This is a genomic window from Mogibacterium kristiansenii (genome assembly GCF_029224645.1).
Taxonomy (GTDB): domain Bacteria; phylum Bacillota; class Clostridia; order Peptostreptococcales; family Anaerovoracaceae; genus Mogibacterium_A; species Mogibacterium_A kristiansenii.
In genome coordinates this window covers 14,496-30,871 of sequence record NZ_JAQXUZ010000001.1, presented here as the reverse complement: position 1 = coordinate 30,871, position 16,376 = coordinate 14,496, and the positions used below count along the sequence as shown (strand labels likewise).

14 protein-coding genes are annotated in these 16,376 nt (G+C 42.9%); all 14 read left to right on the top strand.

Annotated features, from left to right (window positions below):
- Positions 1-17: 17 nt before the first annotated feature.
- Complete coding sequence (locus PUE40_RS00135; RefSeq protein WP_277671509.1) at positions 18-3,203, top strand: phage tail tape measure protein; 3,186 nt, start codon at positions 18-20, stop codon at positions 3,201-3,203.
- On the top strand, positions 3,200-3,850 hold the full coding sequence (locus PUE40_RS00130) for a hypothetical protein (protein WP_277671508.1): 651 nt from the start codon (positions 3,200-3,202) through the stop codon (positions 3,848-3,850). Before PUE40_RS00135 ends, PUE40_RS00130 begins: the two co-directional genes overlap by 4 nt.
- Entirely contained in the window at positions 3,847-5,304 is a 1,458-nt protein-coding gene (locus PUE40_RS00125) for a phage tail protein (protein WP_277671507.1), read from the top strand. Before PUE40_RS00130 ends, PUE40_RS00125 begins: the two co-directional genes overlap by 4 nt.
- A gap of 11 nt (positions 5,305-5,315) precedes the next feature.
- Positions 5,316-7,130, top strand: a complete 1,815-nt coding sequence (locus PUE40_RS00120) for an autotransporter outer membrane beta-barrel domain-containing protein (protein WP_277671506.1) — start codon at positions 5,316-5,318, stop codon at positions 7,128-7,130.
- Positions 7,131-7,146: 16 nt separating this feature from the next.
- Positions 7,147-7,704 carry a hypothetical protein gene (locus tag PUE40_RS00115; RefSeq protein WP_277671505.1) on the top strand — a complete coding sequence of 186 codons (558 nt, stop codon included), beginning with the start codon at positions 7,147-7,149 and terminating at the stop codon, positions 7,702-7,704.
- Between the two features lie 15 nt (positions 7,705-7,719).
- Complete coding sequence (locus tag PUE40_RS00110) at positions 7,720-9,576, top strand: DUF859 family phage minor structural protein (protein WP_277671504.1); 1,857 nt, start codon at positions 7,720-7,722, stop codon at positions 9,574-9,576.
- 78 nt (positions 9,577-9,654) lie between these two features.
- Positions 9,655-10,068, top strand: a complete 414-nt coding sequence (locus PUE40_RS00105; RefSeq protein WP_277671503.1) for a phage holin family protein — start codon at positions 9,655-9,657, stop codon at positions 10,066-10,068.
- Between the two features lie 3 nt (positions 10,069-10,071).
- Complete coding sequence (locus PUE40_RS00100) at positions 10,072-11,583, top strand: glucosaminidase domain-containing protein (RefSeq protein WP_277671502.1); 1,512 nt, start codon at positions 10,072-10,074, stop codon at positions 11,581-11,583.
- 160 nt (positions 11,584-11,743) lie between these two features.
- Entirely contained in the window at positions 11,744-12,154 is a 411-nt protein-coding gene (locus tag PUE40_RS00095) for an RNA polymerase subunit sigma-70 (RefSeq protein ID WP_277671501.1), read from the top strand.
- Positions 12,154-12,360 carry an SHOCT domain-containing protein gene (locus tag PUE40_RS00090; protein ID WP_277671500.1) on the top strand — a complete coding sequence of 69 codons (207 nt, stop codon included), beginning with the start codon at positions 12,154-12,156 and terminating at the stop codon, positions 12,358-12,360. The genes PUE40_RS00095 and PUE40_RS00090 overlap by 1 nt, the downstream gene beginning before the upstream one ends.
- Before the next feature lie 65 nt (positions 12,361-12,425).
- On the top strand, positions 12,426-13,991 hold the full coding sequence (locus tag PUE40_RS00085) for a recombinase family protein (RefSeq protein WP_277671499.1): 1,566 nt from the start codon (positions 12,426-12,428) through the stop codon (positions 13,989-13,991).
- The gene (locus PUE40_RS00080; RefSeq protein WP_277671498.1) at positions 13,988-14,407 is read left to right on the top strand and encodes a hypothetical protein; all 420 of its coding nucleotides are present in this window, start codon (positions 13,988-13,990) and stop codon (positions 14,405-14,407) included. The genes PUE40_RS00085 and PUE40_RS00080 overlap by 4 nt, the downstream gene beginning before the upstream one ends.
- On the top strand, positions 14,400-15,971 hold the full coding sequence (locus tag PUE40_RS00075; RefSeq protein WP_277671497.1) for a recombinase family protein: 1,572 nt from the start codon (positions 14,400-14,402) through the stop codon (positions 15,969-15,971). Before PUE40_RS00080 ends, PUE40_RS00075 begins: the two co-directional genes overlap by 8 nt.
- Positions 15,972-16,139: 168 nt before the next feature.
- Complete coding sequence (locus PUE40_RS00070) at positions 16,140-16,367, top strand: helix-turn-helix domain-containing protein (protein ID WP_277671496.1); 228 nt, start codon at positions 16,140-16,142, stop codon at positions 16,365-16,367.
- The last annotated feature ends 9 nt before the right edge of the window (positions 16,368-16,376 follow it).

The window sequence follows — 16,376 nt, the reverse complement described above, 5'->3', positions numbered from 1 at the left end:
AAGGAGGTGGAGCGAATATGGCAAGCAGAATAAAGGGTATTACTGTTGAGATTGGTGGCGATACTACCGGTCTTCAGAATGCCCTGAAAAATGTAAATTTACAGATCAAGAGTACACAGTCTGCACTTCGAGATGTGAATAAGCTATTGAAACTGGACCCTTCCAATGCAGAACTTCTGACACAGAAACAGAAGATTTTGAAGGACGCCATCTCCGCCACATCAGAAAAACTTGAGTCATTAAAGACTGCACAGGAACAGGCAAAAGCACAGCTTGAAAATGGAGATCTCGGTCAGGACAAGTACGATGCCCTACAGCGTGAGATTATAGAAACTGAGCAAGAGCTGAAGCGCCTGAAAGAACAGGCGATCGAGTCTAATGCAACTCTAGCGAAGATTGAAGAGATCGGTGGCAAGCTGGAAACCGTAGGAAATAAGATGACAGGAGTTGGTCAGAAACTACTTCCTGTTACAGCCGGTGTTACGGCACTTGGTACTGCGGCTGTAAAAGCAACATCCGATTTCGGTTCTTCCATGAGTCAGGTCCAAGCCACGATGGGTATCACGAAAGATGCCATGTCCGAATTAGATGGTGAATCCGTCAATACAATGGACGCTCTTCGTGATCTGGCTAAACAGATGGGTTCCGAGACTGCATTCAGTGCAAGTGAATGTGCGGATGCAATGAACTATCTGGCTTTAGCAGGATACGATACACAGGAAATCTACGATACACTCCCGACCGTCCTGAACCTTGCTGCAGCAGGTGGCATTGATCTAGCAAGCGCATCGGATATGGTTACCGATGCGATGTCAGCACTTGGTATGGAAACCTCCGAAGCTGATGTCATGGTAGATCAGATGGCAAAGACGGCATCCTCTACCAATACTTCAGTAGCACAGTTAGGTGAAGGTATCCTTACGATTGGTGCTACTGCTAGGACAGTAAAAGGTGGAACCGCTGAATTAAATACAGCACTTGGTATTCTTGCCAACAACGGTATCAAAGGTGCTGAAGGCGGTACACATCTTCGAAATGTTATTCTTTCCTTACAGAATCCAACAGATAAGGCTGCTTCTCAGATGGAAGCACTCGGTGTTTCTGTATATGACTCTGAAGGAAACATGCGCTCTTTAAATGATATCCTTGGTGACTTAAACACCAGTATGGATGGAATGACTGCGCAGGAAAAAGCTAATATTATTAGCACTATCTTCAATAAAGCGGACCTCTCTTCAGTAAATGCTCTGCTTGCAAATACAGGTGATACCTGGGATGAACTGCAGCAGTCCATTATTGATAGTGGTGGAGCTGCTCAGCAGATGGCAGATACACAGCTTGATAACTTATCCGGTCAGCTCACACTTTTAAAGTCTGCATTAGAAGGACTCGCCATTTCTTTTGGTGAGATCTTGATGCCGATGGTAAGAAGTGCTGTCGAGAAGATTCAGGCATTCGTGGATAAATTAAATGGAATGAGTGATGCGCAAAAGGAAACCATCATAAAGATCATGGCCTTTGCAGCAGCTCTTGGACCACTACTAATTATTCTAGGAAAAACGATATCAACGGTCGGATCGACGATGAAGGCTTTCTCATCCCTGTCTAAGGGCCTTGCAAAAGTTGCACTTAACATGGGCTTAAGCGGTGAAGGCGTCAGTGGATTGATTGGTTCTCTTGCAAGTGCAGCCGCACCGATCATAGCGATTGTTGCTGTAATTGCAGTACTTGCAGCTGCCTTTAAGCATTTATGGGATACCAATGAGGCTTTCAGAGATGCGATCACTGGAATCTGGGACGGAATCAAATCGAAGTTTATGGAATTTGGTCAGGCGATTACTGATCGATTAAATGCCTTAGGATTTGATTTCGAAAATATTGTTGAAGTGCTCAAAGCTATCTGGGATGGATTTTGCAACCTGCTTGCACCTGTCTTTGAAGGGGTGTTCCAGCAGATATCAAACATCTTGTCTGCTGTCCTTGATGTGATTGTAGGCATCTTAGATATCTTTATTGGCTTGTTCACTGGTAACTGGTCTCAGCTATGGACTGGTGTTCAGGAGGTGTTTGGAGCCGTATGGAATTTCCTTGTTAGTACCTTCCAGAACTATTTGAATGTGTTCAAGGGTGTTGCAGATGTTATTCTTGGGTGGTTTGGAACGAGCTGGGATGAGCTTTGGACGAACGTATCTACCTTCTTCATCAATATCTGGAATGGAATCACCAGCTTTTTATCTGGTGTATGGGAGACAATCAAAAATGTGGTGCAGACAGGCATCATGTTTATTGCAGCGATTCTAGAAGCAGCAATTGATGTCATTACATTGCCATTTCGATTTATCTGGGAGAACTGTAAGGATATTATCATTACGGTTTGGGACGCAATCAAAAATACAGTGTCCACTGTAATAAATGCGATCAGTACGGTAATCTCTACGGTTTTGAATGCAATTAAAACGGTCTTTTCTACCGTATGGAACGCAATTTGCACAACGGTATCAACGGTTCTTAACACCATAAAAACAACCGTAACGACTGTGTTTAATGCGATTAAATCAGTAGCAACAACGGTATGGAATGGTATCAAGACAGCCATAACAACGGTAGTAGATGGCATTAAGAGCAAAGTGTCTTCTGCCTTCGAAGCGGTGAAGAGCTCTGTATCTTCTGTGTTCAATGGCATTAAATCCACTGCAACATCTGTATGGAACGGTATCAAGAGCGCTATTACAACACCAATTGAAGCAGCAAAGAATACTGTGAAATCAGCGCTTGATAAGATCAGTGGATTCTTCTCAGGACTGAAATTGCAGCTTCCGCATATTAAGTTACCGCACTTTAGTATTTCAGGAAGCTTCTCTATTGCACCTCCAAGCGTGCCACATCTTTCAATTTCCTGGTATAAGGAAGGTGGTATTCTTACCAGACCGACTGTATTTGGAATGAATGGAAGTTCTCTGATGGCAGGTGGTGAAGCAGGTGCAGAAGCAGTTCTGCCACTGAGCAGCTTTTATAAACAGCTGGAAAATATATTGGTTGGAAGACTGAACAATGACAATGTAGAAAAATATCTGTCCATTATTGCTGCTAATAGTGGAAAGGGCATCTATCTGGATGATGGAACACTGGTTGGTAGGTTACTGCCAGCAATCGATAGCGGCCTTGGACAGACACAAAAACTGAATGCGAGGTTGAGCTTATGAAACCAGATATCAAAATAAATGGCGTTTCTATGCTGAGCCTTGGGTGGCTTCGTGAAAGCATTGATTTTCCGACACCACAATCTCAGTCAGAAACAATTACTGTTCCGGGAAGAAATTCCCCGATCAGATACACAGAGGCTCTAGGACGTATCTCCTATGAGCCTCGTTCTTTTGAAATCATACTGTCGATGTTAGGCAGTAGAGAAAAATACAACTTGATGGTTACCGAGATTGTAAATCGTTTCGCAGGGCATTTGTGCCAGGTGATTACCTCAGAAGAGCCGGACATGTATGCGGTCGGAACGATAGAATGTACGCCGGTTTATGATCCTCTTTCCGGTAAGGGTCAGATGACCTTATCTTGTTCAGACGGTGATTCCTATCGTTACCATATCAGAGAAACGGAATTTGTTGTTTCTGGAGGTGGAACGGTCACACTTATGAATGATTTTATGCCGGTGGTGCCTAAGGTAATTACAACTGCAGAGACCACGCTTAGCTGGAGGGTTGGTACAGATTCTTTCAGAAAGACAGTCAGTGCGGGCACGTGGGAAATCCCAGAACTTGAACTGATCTATGGTGCCAATCAGCTGGCAATAACGGGTTCTGGGACAGTTACATTTCGTTATAGGGAGGGTAGGCTATGAGCATTTTTCGAATTTATGTTGATGGTGCTTTGTTCTACCATCCCAATTTATCTAAGCTGGCGATCACCCAAGCGAAGGTGTCAGAGGATGCGGAGAGTGTAGATAGCTTGACACTATCTGCACCATATAACCATCCATATTTGCAAGATATACATCCAATGTCGTCAGTCATTGTCTGTAAAAAGGGTGAAGATACTGTATTTGAAGGACGTGCACTTGATGATGGCAGCGATTTTTATAATACGCATACTTGGACTTGTGAATCATGTCTGGCGTATTTGAAGGATACGCTACAGCCGCCGTTTACGTATAAAGGCCCACTGAAGGGTTTGTTGGAATACTTCATCCGCATTCATAACGAGGCGGTGGAAGAGCAGAAGCGCTTCATTCTTGGGAATGTAACGGTAAAGGATAACAATGACTATATCGCCTACAGCAGTTCTGATTATTCCATTACTATGGATGCGATTAAGAATAAGCTGCTAGATACACATGGAGGTTATCTGCAGGTCCGATATACCGATAAAGGAAAGGTGTTAGATTACCTGGAAGACTTTAATATGCGCTCTTTGCAGAAAGTTGAGTTCGGTAAAAACTTGCTGGATGTAAAAATAACACGTGATCACACAGAGCGAGCCACTGCTTTGATTCCTCTTGGCGCTAAGAAGAAGACCACCGATGAAGAGGGCACTGAGATCGAATCGGATGAGAGAGTAGATATTACTTCAGTTAATGGCGGTAAAAATTATGTCTGCGATGAAGATGCGATTAAGGAAATCGGATGGATTTGGACCAGTGAAGTTTGGGAAGATGTAACACTTCCAGGAAACCTGCTAAGGAAAGCAAACAGTAGACTTGCCGATTTAGTAAATGGCATCACGAGCATTGAGCTTTCCATTGTAGATGAGTCAGATACCGGAGCTGACATAGGAGATATCCGCGCAAGAATGTATGTGGAGTGTATTTCTAAGCCTCATGGTATCAATGGAACGTATCTGGTGGTAAGTAGATCAAGAGACTATCTTAACCCGGCGGGAAATACGATAACCATCGGAGCGAGTGGGGTGACGCTGACAGCTACATCTACCAAACAGAATAAGAATATAGAAATTCTGGAAGATGATCTTTTCGGTCAGACATCACGCATCGATGGCATTGATAAAAAAGTCGATGACATCAATGCGCAGAAGATGTATCGAACAGAGCTGGTGGTAGATGGTGTCAGCATTTTCAAGAATAAAGGCCAGTCAAGCATTATGAGCTGCAATGTTTATTCCTGGGATAAGGATATAACAGATAGCCTTGATGCATCTTGTTTCATCTGGCATCGAAAGTCCTCTGATGAGGAGGCGGACATCGAATGGGATAAAAACCATATCGGTAAAAAGCAAATAACGATCACTACTGAGGACGTATATGACAATGCGTCCTTTTATTGTGAAGTCAATCTATAGGAGGATATTTCATGGGAACAATTTTAACTTCGAGTCAGCAGACCTTCGTTGATATTACAGATCAGCGAAAGCTCTCTGCATATATTACTTCCAATCTTCCGAAGACTCAGAGTGAAGATCCAAATGTTCTGCCACATGAATACGCGCCTAGCTGGGTAAGTACAAACCTTGTGCTTACTCCGGTTCTTTTCCTTGATCAGACGAATGTATCTCCAACAGCAACTGGAGTAACCATCACTTGGAAGAGAAAAGACGGTGTAGCGGCAGAAACAAATCTTACGACTGGTGAAACAGTGAATAAGGGTGTTCTTACGGTCAATGCAAATAAGCTCGCAGCATCTAGCTCCGGCATGATTACTTATATCTGCTATATCAGCTATTACGATTCTGAGACAAAGAACACCATCAACATTACTTCGGATATTACGTATACGCTTGTAAAGAATGCGACCAACGCAAAGCTTTGCTATGTGACAAGTGATACTTACGTGTTCAAGTACGATACCACTTCAGCTTTAGTTGGTGCTTCTCAGGCGACACTTACTGCCCAGGTTCAGGGAGTGACCATTGGAAAATGGCAGTATAAGAACAGCTCTGGTACATGGGTTGATTATCCAAGTACATCGGATAACTCAAGCATTACCGGTGGAACACTTGTAGTGAAGCCAACACACGCTGTATTTAATGACAATGTTGCACAGATTAAAGTTACAACCTCTGATTCGGATGTGTTCGATACCATCACAATCAGTAAGCTTTATGACGGAGCAAAGGGCGATAAAGGTTCTACAGGATCTGCCGGTAGCGGTGGCCTTTCTGTAGTTCTTGGAAATGAGACGCAGACGTTAGCTTGTACCTCTGCAGGTAAAACGTCCGCAGCATCTACGATTTCTATTCCATTTACAGGATATGTAGGAATCACCCAGACAGCTACTACTTGTGCTGTTGGAACATTGCCAACCGGTATCACGCTTAAAACAAATACAGCTGCAACGGCAACTGCAGCAGGACTTATTGAACTGTCTGTAGCAGGTTCTTCTGATCTTGGAGCAGCAGCTACTTTGACCGGTAATATCACACTTACATTTACGATCTCAGGAAAGACAGTAACAAAGGTATTTACCTGGACAAAATCCAAAGCAGGAAGCAACGGAACATCAGCTGTTGTATTTTCTGTTTATGCTCCAAACGGAACCATCGTACAGAATCAGTCAGGTAAGCTTTTACTGGCCACATCTGCTTATAGTGGAACAACTGCGATTACCAGTGCGACTTATCAGTGGGCTAAGTATGTGAATGGTACCTGGACAAATATCAGCGGAGCTACTTCTTCAACGCTTGAAGTTTCCGGTTCAGATATCGTAAACATTCAGTCTTACCGCTGTACGATGACATATTCCAGCAAGACCTATATAGATGTCATTACGGTGGAAGATAAGTCCGATCCGTATGTATCTGAGATGCTTTCTATCGGAGGCTTTACCGTCAAGAATAACCTTGGTGGATTGGTTCCTTACATCATCGTAAGAACAAATCAGCAGGAGGTTGATCCTCTGATGGGTAATATCAGTGAGACTGCACCTTCGACACCGAAGTCCGGAGACTTCTGGTATAAGATTGATCATTCTGCTAAGACGGTTACCTTGATGAAATACAGCGGAACTGCCTGGGCCAATGCAACTGAAAAGCAGAGCCTTACTTATACTTGGTATGCCCAGGATAAGGATGGAAAAGAAGTAGCATTCACAAAGACCGGAAAGGTAATCTATCTTTCTGCAGCGGATATTGATAGCTTGCTTACACTTCAGTGTGATGTTTCCAACTGATCGGAGGTGATTGTGAATGGCACTATTAACCTCATGTCAGCATACCTTTCAAAGCGTAGTTGCTTATGAAGAAGCGTTAGAGGATGTAGAACTTTTGAAGGTTGAGGTGCATGACTGTTATTCGGAGATCGCAAAGAACGCCGATGAGATTACCAGTACCGTTCATGACACCTATATTGAAAAGTCTCAGCTTGAGATCATCCAGAAAGATTTCCAGGCCAGCATTACACAAAACAGTAGTGAAATTCGAATGGACTTTACAGCAATCACTGATGAGATCAAAGGGAACGTCGCTACAAATCAGCAGCTTCTAGAAGAATACATTCGATTCAAAGGAGCGCTGATTGAGCTTGGTAGAGTGGGTAATGCATTCACTGCTGAGCTTTCTAATGTGGAGCTGGCCTTTAAGGAAAACGGTCAGAAGATTGCATACATTTCAAATAACAGCTTGGTTATTACCAATGCAGAAATCAGAAACAAGCTATCCCTTGGTAATGAAACCAGGGGATGGTTTGATTTTATTCCAAGAGCAAACGGAAACCTCTCTATCAAATGGAGAGATCCGGCATCGTAAAGGGGTGAATAATTTATGGCAAAAAGCGGTAGCATAACAACTGGTGAAAAAGAAGGTCGTTCCGTTACCTTATCGTGGACACTTTCTAGTCAAAGTATCGATAAGAATACGTCCACAATTGCATGGTCCATAACCGGTTCTGGTTCTGCTTCTGGATATGTTAAATCTGGTGGATTTAAGGCAGTTATCAATGGAACCACTGTTTATTCCACATCTACAGATACTCGTATTGAATTAAGAAATGGTACCGTTGTAGCTACGGGAAGCACAACCATTACGCATAATGCGGATGGTACAAAGTCATTTAGCTTAAGTGTAGAAGCCGGCGTATACACCTATGCAGTCAGTGTTAGAGCAAGTGGTACGCATACGCTTGATACGATTCCAAGAGCATCTACGGTATCTGCAACGAATGCGAATCTTGGATCGGTATCAACGATTACCATAACGAGGGCATCTTCCTCATTTACGCATACACTTTCGTATACCTTCGGAAGTTCGACCGGAACTATTGTAACGAAGACAACATCTACATCATATTCATGGACTCCAGCACTTACGTTGGCAAGTCAAATCCCGAATGCAGTATCGGGAACATGTACGATTACTTGCGATACTTACAGTGGCACAACAAAAGTTGGAACAAAGACATGCACTCTGACCCTTACGGTTCCTTCCTCAGTAAAGCCGACGATTACAAGTTTAACCGCGACCAGGGTTGATGGGGATGTACCAGCAGCGTGGGCGATTTATGTTCAATCTAAATCAAAAGCAACGCTTAAAATCAACGGTGCAGCTGGTGTATATGGATCGACGATTTCCTCATATGAGATTAGCGGTGGTGGCTTCTCAAGTACTGCATCAAGTTTCACCACAGGATTTCTTACTACATCCGGAACGATCACTTTTACAGCAAAGGTTACTGATTCAAGAGGTAGAGTATCCGATGCAGCGACAGTTTCGATTTCTGTTGTTGCGTATTCTAGTCCAACTTGTTCAAGCCATCTATCTCAAAGAGCTACAAGCGCTGGAACTGTAAATGATGATGGAACCTATGTTAAGGGTACTGTTACCTTTAGCTATTCTTCTTGTAGCAGTAAAAATACGATTACGACTGCAACGTATTATAAGAAATCGTCTGCAGCGTCATGGACCAATGCCAGCAAGGCATTTACTTCCGGTACAGCATTTACCTATGGTGGGGGTGCAATCTCAACGGAGAGCTCCTATGACATTAAATATACGATTACAGATGCATTCACGACCGTTACGATTCTGGATTTTGTATCAACAGCAGCAGTTCTTATGGACTTTAAAGCTGGCGGAAAGGGGATCGCAATCGGAAAGGTTGCTGAGAAGGAAAATGTATTTGAGATTGCAAATGACTGGGAACTAGAAGTTCATGGTAAAACCATTGTTGATTTGATATACCCGGTAGGAAGTATTTATATGAGCGTGAATGCAGCATCGCCAGCGACGTTGTTTGGTGGGGCATGGACGCAACTGAAAGATAGATTCCTTTTAGGCGCTGGATCAACTTATACAGCTGCAGCAACCGGCGGTTCTGCAACACACACACTTTCTGTTTCAGAAATGCCTAAGCATGCTCATGACACACCATTTTTTAATAACATGACGAATAATGGTGATATGAAATCAGACTTTATTGGTGTTTATGGTAAAGGTCAAACAGCAAGCCAGGCACTTAAGGATACAGGTCAAACATCCACGATGGAAATGTGGTGGATTAATCAGACAAATGCTGCAGAGGGTAACGAGTGGGCCTACTTGACCTCATCTAAAGGTGGCGGTGCAGCACATAACAATATGCCACCTTACTTGGTTGTATATATGTGGAAACGAACTGCATAAGATATTCAATTTGGAATCAAGCATCTCTTCGGAGGTGCTTTTTTCATACCAATTTTCTAAGAAATGGAGGAACTAGCAATGAAAGAATTTTGGAATTCAATCCAGCTTGTCTTTACTGGAATCGGTGGTTGGCTTGGCTACTTTGTCGGTGGTTGGGACGGACTTCTTTATGCGCTTATCGCATTTGTAGTGGTGGATTACCTTACCGGTGTTATGTGCGCAATCAATGACAGAACACTTTCCAGTGAAGTTGGATTCAAGGGAATCTGCAGAAAAGTGCTGATTTTTCTTTTGGTAGGAATTGCCCACATTCTTGATGTTCAGGTGATTGGCTCAGCCGGTGTATTACGCACAGCAGTCATTTTCTTTTACATCTCCAATGAAGGCGTTTCTTTGATCGAGAACGCAGCACATCTTGGACTCCCAGTACCTGAAAAAATCAAGGTCGTTTTAGAACAGCTTCACGACCGAGCTGATGAAAAGGAGGACTAACGAATGAATCTTGTTAAATCAATTCTTACTAAGAACCCTTGTTATACTGCAGGCAGAACCATTGCAGTAAAGGGACTTATGCTTCACTCTGTAGGCTGTTCTCAGCCTAATGCATCTGTTTTCATCAACAACTGGAACTCTGCAAGCTATGATCGTGCTTGCGTTCATGGCTTCATTGATGGAAATACAGGAACCGTCTATCAGACTCTTCCTTGGAACCACAGAGGCTGGCACGCTGGTGGGGCAGCTAACAACACGCATATTGGTGTAGAGATGTGTGAGCCTGCTTGTATTAAATATACTGGCGGATCAAGCTTCACATGTTCTGATACCACAACTGCTAAGGCATGTGCGAAGAGAACCTATGAGGCAGCAGTAGAGCTTTTTGCAATGCTTTGTAAGGAATACAACCTTGATCCGATGAAGGATGGTGTCATCATTTCTCATAGAGAAGGATGCGCTAAGGGTATTGCTTCTAATCATGGTGATCCGGAGCATCTTTGGAATGGACTGAATATGGGATATACCATGAACACCTTCAGAAAGGCAGTTAAAGATAAGATGTCTGGAACTACTGCAACACCTGCAAATCCTTCAACCGGCATGCAGGCGACAGCCTTTAAAAATCTGTCTGAAGCAGAAGCTGCAGCTAAGATTGGAGAGCTGTGTAAAGCGGATATGAAGACTTCTGGTATTCTTGCGTCTGTATCTGCAGCGCAGTTTATTCTTGAGTCTGGATATGGTAAGTCTGAACTTGCACAGAATGCTAATAACTGCTTTGGCATGAAATGTTCACTTTCTGGAAATACCTGGTCTGGATCTACATGGGACGGAAAGAGTAAGTATGTTAAGGAAACCAAGGAAGAGTACACGCCGGGTACTTATACGACGATTACTGCTGAGTTTAGAAAGTATCCGTCTGTTGAAAAATCTATTGCAGATCATTCAGCATATCTTGCTGGTGCTATGAATGGCAGCAAGAAGAGATATGATGGTCTTGTAGGCTGCAAGGATTATAAGAAGGCTGCACAGATCATCAAGGATGGTGGATACGCTACAAGCTCTACATACGTATCTAGCCTTTGTTCTATTATCGAGCGCTTTAATCTGACTAAGTATGATGTAGCAGATACAACTGCTACAACTTCATGGTATCGCGTTCGTAAAACTTGGGCAGATAGTAAGAGTCAGATCGGTGCATATAAGATCTTAGATAATGCAAAGGCATGCGTTGATAAGAATCCTGGATACAGTGTGTTTGATCCGGATGGAAAGAAAATCTATCCCGTTTCAGCTGCAAACACTTCTGGCTGTCCGTTCCTTGTGCAGGTTAGTATTGCGGATTTGAATATTCGCAAGGGGCCTGGAACAAACTATGCAAAGACTGGTATGTATACTGGCAAAGGTGTATTTACTATCGTTGAGGTTAAAACTGGAACTGGTTCAAAAGCTGGATGGGGACGTTTGAAGTCTGGAGCTGGCTGGATCAGTCTTGATTATGGAAAACGTGTATAACTGAATAATCACTGTCATTTATGGCCTGTGGATCTCTCTTCGGAGATTTCTGCAGGCCTTATTTTTTTTATCTTTTTTCATCTGAGCCCGGAATCGTAGACCGGAAATCCCCTTAGGAAGTTAGAAGGCAGAACCTTCAAACGATAAGGAGGATACGACAATGACTGATAAAGAAAAAAATCAGATCGCTATATACCGTAATCAGGGTATGAGCTACACACAGATTTCTAAGAAGATGGACCTTTCCATCAATGCGGTAAAAACATACTGCAAGCGACATGGGCTTGGTGGAGTAAGAGCATATGAAGTTGAAAGCAATGCTGTCATTACCGTTTGTGAACAGTGTGGGCAGACTGTGAAGCAGAATCCTGGAAGGAAGCAGAAGCGCTTCTGCTCAGACAAATGCCGTAACGCTTGGTGGAATGATCATATGGATCTTGTGAAGAAGAAAGCCAATTATGAATGTGTCTGTGAGAAGTGTGGTAAGCCATTTGTTTCTTATGGCAATAAGAACCGCAAGTATTGTAGCCATGAATGCTACATCGAAGATCGCTTCGGAGGTACCCGCTGATGGAAGTGACGAAGAATGGAGTTGCTGTAAGCACAGCACCAAGGAAGATCACAAATGAAACCATGCAGTTGGATTTTGAATATGAAATAGCCCAGAAGTTGACCAGATCCATGTATGAAAAGGGCATGATTTCTCTCGATGAGATGAACAGAATATCCGCATTGAATAAGGAAAAATTCTACCCTCTTTATGGCGACATTATGTGAGATATAACTTGCTATTTAGGCCCTTTAGAGTGATGTATAGTACGACCAAACTAGGAGGTGAAACAGTGGCTAAGATAACAAAGATTGAAGCTACGCCGGCAGTAAGAGCCGCAAAGAAAATCAGGGTCGCAGCATATGCCAGAGTTTCAACAGACTCCAATGAGCAGCTGTTAAGCCTTGATACTCAGAAGGAGCATTACGACAGCTACATCAAAGCACATCCGGAATGGGAGTACGCAGGACTTTATTACGACGAAGGTATCAGCGGCACCAAGATGGATAAAAGAAATAGTCTGCTTCAAATGCTGAAAGACTGTGAAGATGGCAAGATCGACAAGGTTATTACAAAATCGATCAGCCGATTATCCAGAAATACTACGGACACGTTGGAGATGGTCAGAAAGCTTTCAAAGCTTGGCATCTACATTTTCTTTGAGAAGGAAAATATCGATACAGAGCACATGAGTTCTGAATTGATGCTTACCATCTTGAGTTCCATTGCGGAAAGCGAATCCAGGTCTATTTCCGAGAACAGCAAATGGTCGATCCGACATCGCTTTGAAGCAGGAACCTACATCATAAGCTACCCGCCTTATGGATATGAGAACAAAGATGGAAAGATGGTAATCGTTCCAGATGAGGCTGAAGTTGTAAAAGCAATTTTTAGTATGGCCCTTTCAGGGGACGGTTCACATCGCATTGCCAATGTACTAAACGAGATGAACATTCCTTCAAAGAAAGGCGCGAAATGGCATCCATCAACGGTCCAGGGGATTCTTAAGAATGAAAAGTATACGGGTGATGTAATTTTTCAGAAAACCTACACCGATTCGAGCTTCAATAGGCATACCAATTACGGCGAAGAAAACATGTACCTTTGTAAAAATCATCATGAGCCGATCATCAGCCATGAAGAATTTGAACTGGTAGCTCAGGCGATGGAGCAGAGATGCAAAGAGAAAAGCATCGAACCTGAAGGTGATAAATACCTTAAACGATATGCTTTTTCAGGAAAGATCATCTGCGGCGAATGCGGATGCACATTTAAAAGGAGATTCCATTACAAACCGAGTGGAGAATACATTGCCTGGACATGCGCAAAGCATATAGAGGATAAGGATTCCTGCTCGATGCTTTATGTAACAGATACAGATTTGAAGCTGGCATTTGTAAGGCTGATAAGGAAACTTCAAGCGGGCCATGTACAGGTTCTGAAGCCTTTTATTGCAGCGCTTAAAGGCATCAATAATAAAGAAAGACTTCACGATGTGATGACCTTGGAGGACAAGATTGAAAAGAATTTAGAACAGCAGCAGGTTCTGATCAATCTCAGGAGTGCAGGATACCTTGAGCCGGAGATTTACCACGCAGAGAAGAACACGCTCATGGTGGAAGCAGATCGCCTGCAAAAGGCAAAGCAGATATTATCGAGTACCATCAACGGTGATTTGACACACCTTGATGAAGCACAGAAGTTACTAAGATTCGTATCAAAGAAAACAGAATTTGCTGAATTTAGCGATGAGGTGTTCTTGGAATATGTCGAGAACATTACAGTCGCAGACAGAAGCACCTTCATATTCAATCTGAAGTGTGGATTAAAGTTAACGGAGAAGGCGGTGAGATCATGACACATGTACCATATGGTTATCGAATCGAAGATGCCGAAGCGGTGATTTATGAACCGGAAGCACAGAAGATTAGAAACTTCTTTGAAGAATACAGAGCCTGCAAATCAATAAGAGCAGCTGGTATGAAGGTGGGTATTGATAAAACGCATTCCGTATTAGGTAGGCTGTTAAAGAATAAGACATACCTTGGAACAGACTTCTACCCAGCCATCATTGACCAGAAAATATTTGATGAGGTTCAGGATATTCGTATCCAGAATGCAAAGGACCAAAACAGGATAAGAGAATACAAGCCGCAGGTTACAGCAGAGTGCAATTCAAAGTTTGTAGCAGCAGCGGTTGAGATAAAGTACGAAGATCCATATCAGCAGGCAGCTTATGCTTATGGATTCATACAGGAGGCAGTAAATGAATAGCAACGTAACATTGATTCCGGCCAGACGACGCGCCGGGAATCGTATAGCAATAGCAGAGGAAAGACCAAAGCTTAGAGTCGCAGCGTATTGTCGAGTTAGTACTGACAGCGACGAACAGGCCGGAAGTTATGAAGTACAGGTGCAGCACTACACTGATTACATTCAAAGAAATAAAGAATGGGAGCTTGCCGGGATTTATACCGATGATGGTATTTCCGGAACCAACACAAAGAAGCGTGAAGGCTTCATGGGAATGATTGAAGACTGCATGGCAGGTAAGATCGATATGGTGATTACAAAGTCCATCAGCCGATTTGCCAGAAACACCATTGACTGCCTGAAGTACGTAAGGCAGCTTAAAGAGAAGAATATTGCCATTGTATTCGAGAAGGAAAACATCAACACCCTGGAAGCCAGCGGAGAATTACTTCTTACGATCATGGCTTCCTTAGCGCAGCAGGAATCGGCATCGCTTTCCCAGAACGTAAAGCTCGGATTGCAGTTTAGATATCAGGATGGAAAGGTCCAGGTCAACCATAACCATTTTCTTGGATACACGAAGGATGAAGAAGGAAACCTTATTATTGATGAAGACGAAGCGGTTATTATTCGACGCATCTTTAGAGAGTACCTTGAAGGAGCCAGCTTCAGAGACATTGCAAATGGACTTGAACGAGACAAGATTAAGACCGGTGGCAAGAGATACAAATGGCACCTTAGTACAATTCAGGGCATTCTGCAGAATGAAAAATACATGGGTGATGCATTGCTTCAAAAGACTATCACGACAGACTTCATGGAGAAGACCAGAATCAAGAATGATGGTTCCGCACCTCAGTACTATGTAAAAGATAGCCAGGAAGCGATTATTCCAAGAGACATTTTTACACAGGTTCAGGAAGAAATGGTTAGACGCGCCAATATGGTGAGTGGCATCGAAGGAAAGAAGAAGCGAGTCTATTCCAGTAAGTACGCTCTTTCGAGCATTTGCACCTGCTCAAGGTGTGGAGACATCTACAGACGAATCGCCTGGAATAATCGAGGTAAGAGATCGAATGTATGGAGATGCTGTACCAGGGTGGAAGACGGACCGAAAGCCTGTGATGCACCTACGGTTCAGGAAACAGAACTTCAGGAAGCAACGGTCAAAGCGATTAACCTTATGGTAAGATGTTCATCTTCCATGAAGGAAATACTGGCAGAGAACATTACACTTGCGATGGCAGATGATAATTCGGGAGAGCTGGAAGAGATCAATGCGGTTCTTGCAGCTAAGCAGAAGGAACTGGTGAAGCTGGCCCATGCAAACAAGGATTACACTTCCTTGGCAAATGAGATCGACAGGATTCGAGAAAAGAAGCAGAGGATCTTGGTGGCAAAGGCGGAAACTGCAGGGTATAAGAAAAAGATTGAAGAACTAAAAGACTTCATCAATGAATCAGGGGATGAGTTAACAGAGTATGATGAGTCCCTGGTTCGAAAATACATCAAAGAGATCAGAATATTTGATGACAAATTCCAGGTTTTCTTTAAAGCCGGTGTGGATGTAGAAATTGCAAGATAAGATAGCGGATTACGGCAGCAGGGTTTAGGCTCTGCTGTTTTTGTCGTTTATAAGGCTGAGATTATGAACCGACTGTAAATATTGAAAATATCAACCATTTGGTTTATAATATATTTTAGCGTTAGTGTATCCTCAGGTGACTGAGCTTCAACTGGAAAAGGTGAGATTATGAACACTTCAAATTTGATTAAAAACTTGTGTAAAGAAAAAGGAATAAGTGTTGCAGAGTTAGCACGCAGGATCGGACAGACACCACAGAATTTCAATAAGAAATTAAAAAGAGAAACGGTAAGTACTGAAGAGCTCATGCTAATTGCTAATGAGCTAGGTGTCATTTTTGAGCAGTCATATATTCTTGAGAATGGAGAAAAACTGACAATCACGAATGAGTCCTAAAAAACGGAC

What these genes read in the sequence shown, in the direction of transcription:
- PUE40_RS00070 (WP_277671496.1), top strand. Translation starts at nt 16,140, where the DNA reads ATGAACACTTCAAATTTGATTAAAAACTTGTGTAAAGAAAAAGGAATA.
- PUE40_RS00100 (WP_277671502.1), top strand. Translation starts at nt 10,072, where the DNA reads ATGAATCTTGTTAAATCAATTCTTACTAAGAACCCTTGTTATACTGCA.
- PUE40_RS00075 (WP_277671497.1), top strand. Translation starts at nt 14,400, where the DNA reads ATGAATAGCAACGTAACATTGATTCCGGCCAGACGACGCGCCGGGAAT.
- PUE40_RS00105 (WP_277671503.1), top strand. Translation starts at nt 9,655, where the DNA reads ATGAAAGAATTTTGGAATTCAATCCAGCTTGTCTTTACTGGAATCGGT.
- PUE40_RS00120 (WP_277671506.1), top strand. Translation starts at nt 5,316, where the DNA reads ATGGGAACAATTTTAACTTCGAGTCAGCAGACCTTCGTTGATATTACA.
- PUE40_RS00125 (WP_277671507.1), top strand. Translation starts at nt 3,847, where the DNA reads ATGAGCATTTTTCGAATTTATGTTGATGGTGCTTTGTTCTACCATCCC.
- PUE40_RS00135 (WP_277671509.1), top strand. Translation starts at nt 18, where the DNA reads ATGGCAAGCAGAATAAAGGGTATTACTGTTGAGATTGGTGGCGATACT.
- PUE40_RS00095 (WP_277671501.1), top strand. Translation starts at nt 11,744, where the DNA reads ATGACTGATAAAGAAAAAAATCAGATCGCTATATACCGTAATCAGGGT.
- PUE40_RS00110 (WP_277671504.1), top strand. Translation starts at nt 7,720, where the DNA reads ATGGCAAAAAGCGGTAGCATAACAACTGGTGAAAAAGAAGGTCGTTCC.
- PUE40_RS00130 (WP_277671508.1), top strand. Translation starts at nt 3,200, where the DNA reads ATGAAACCAGATATCAAAATAAATGGCGTTTCTATGCTGAGCCTTGGG.
- PUE40_RS00115 (WP_277671505.1), top strand. Translation starts at nt 7,147, where the DNA reads ATGGCACTATTAACCTCATGTCAGCATACCTTTCAAAGCGTAGTTGCT.
- PUE40_RS00080 (WP_277671498.1), top strand. Translation starts at nt 13,988, where the DNA reads ATGACACATGTACCATATGGTTATCGAATCGAAGATGCCGAAGCGGTG.
- PUE40_RS00090 (WP_277671500.1), top strand. Translation starts at nt 12,154, where the DNA reads ATGGAAGTGACGAAGAATGGAGTTGCTGTAAGCACAGCACCAAGGAAG.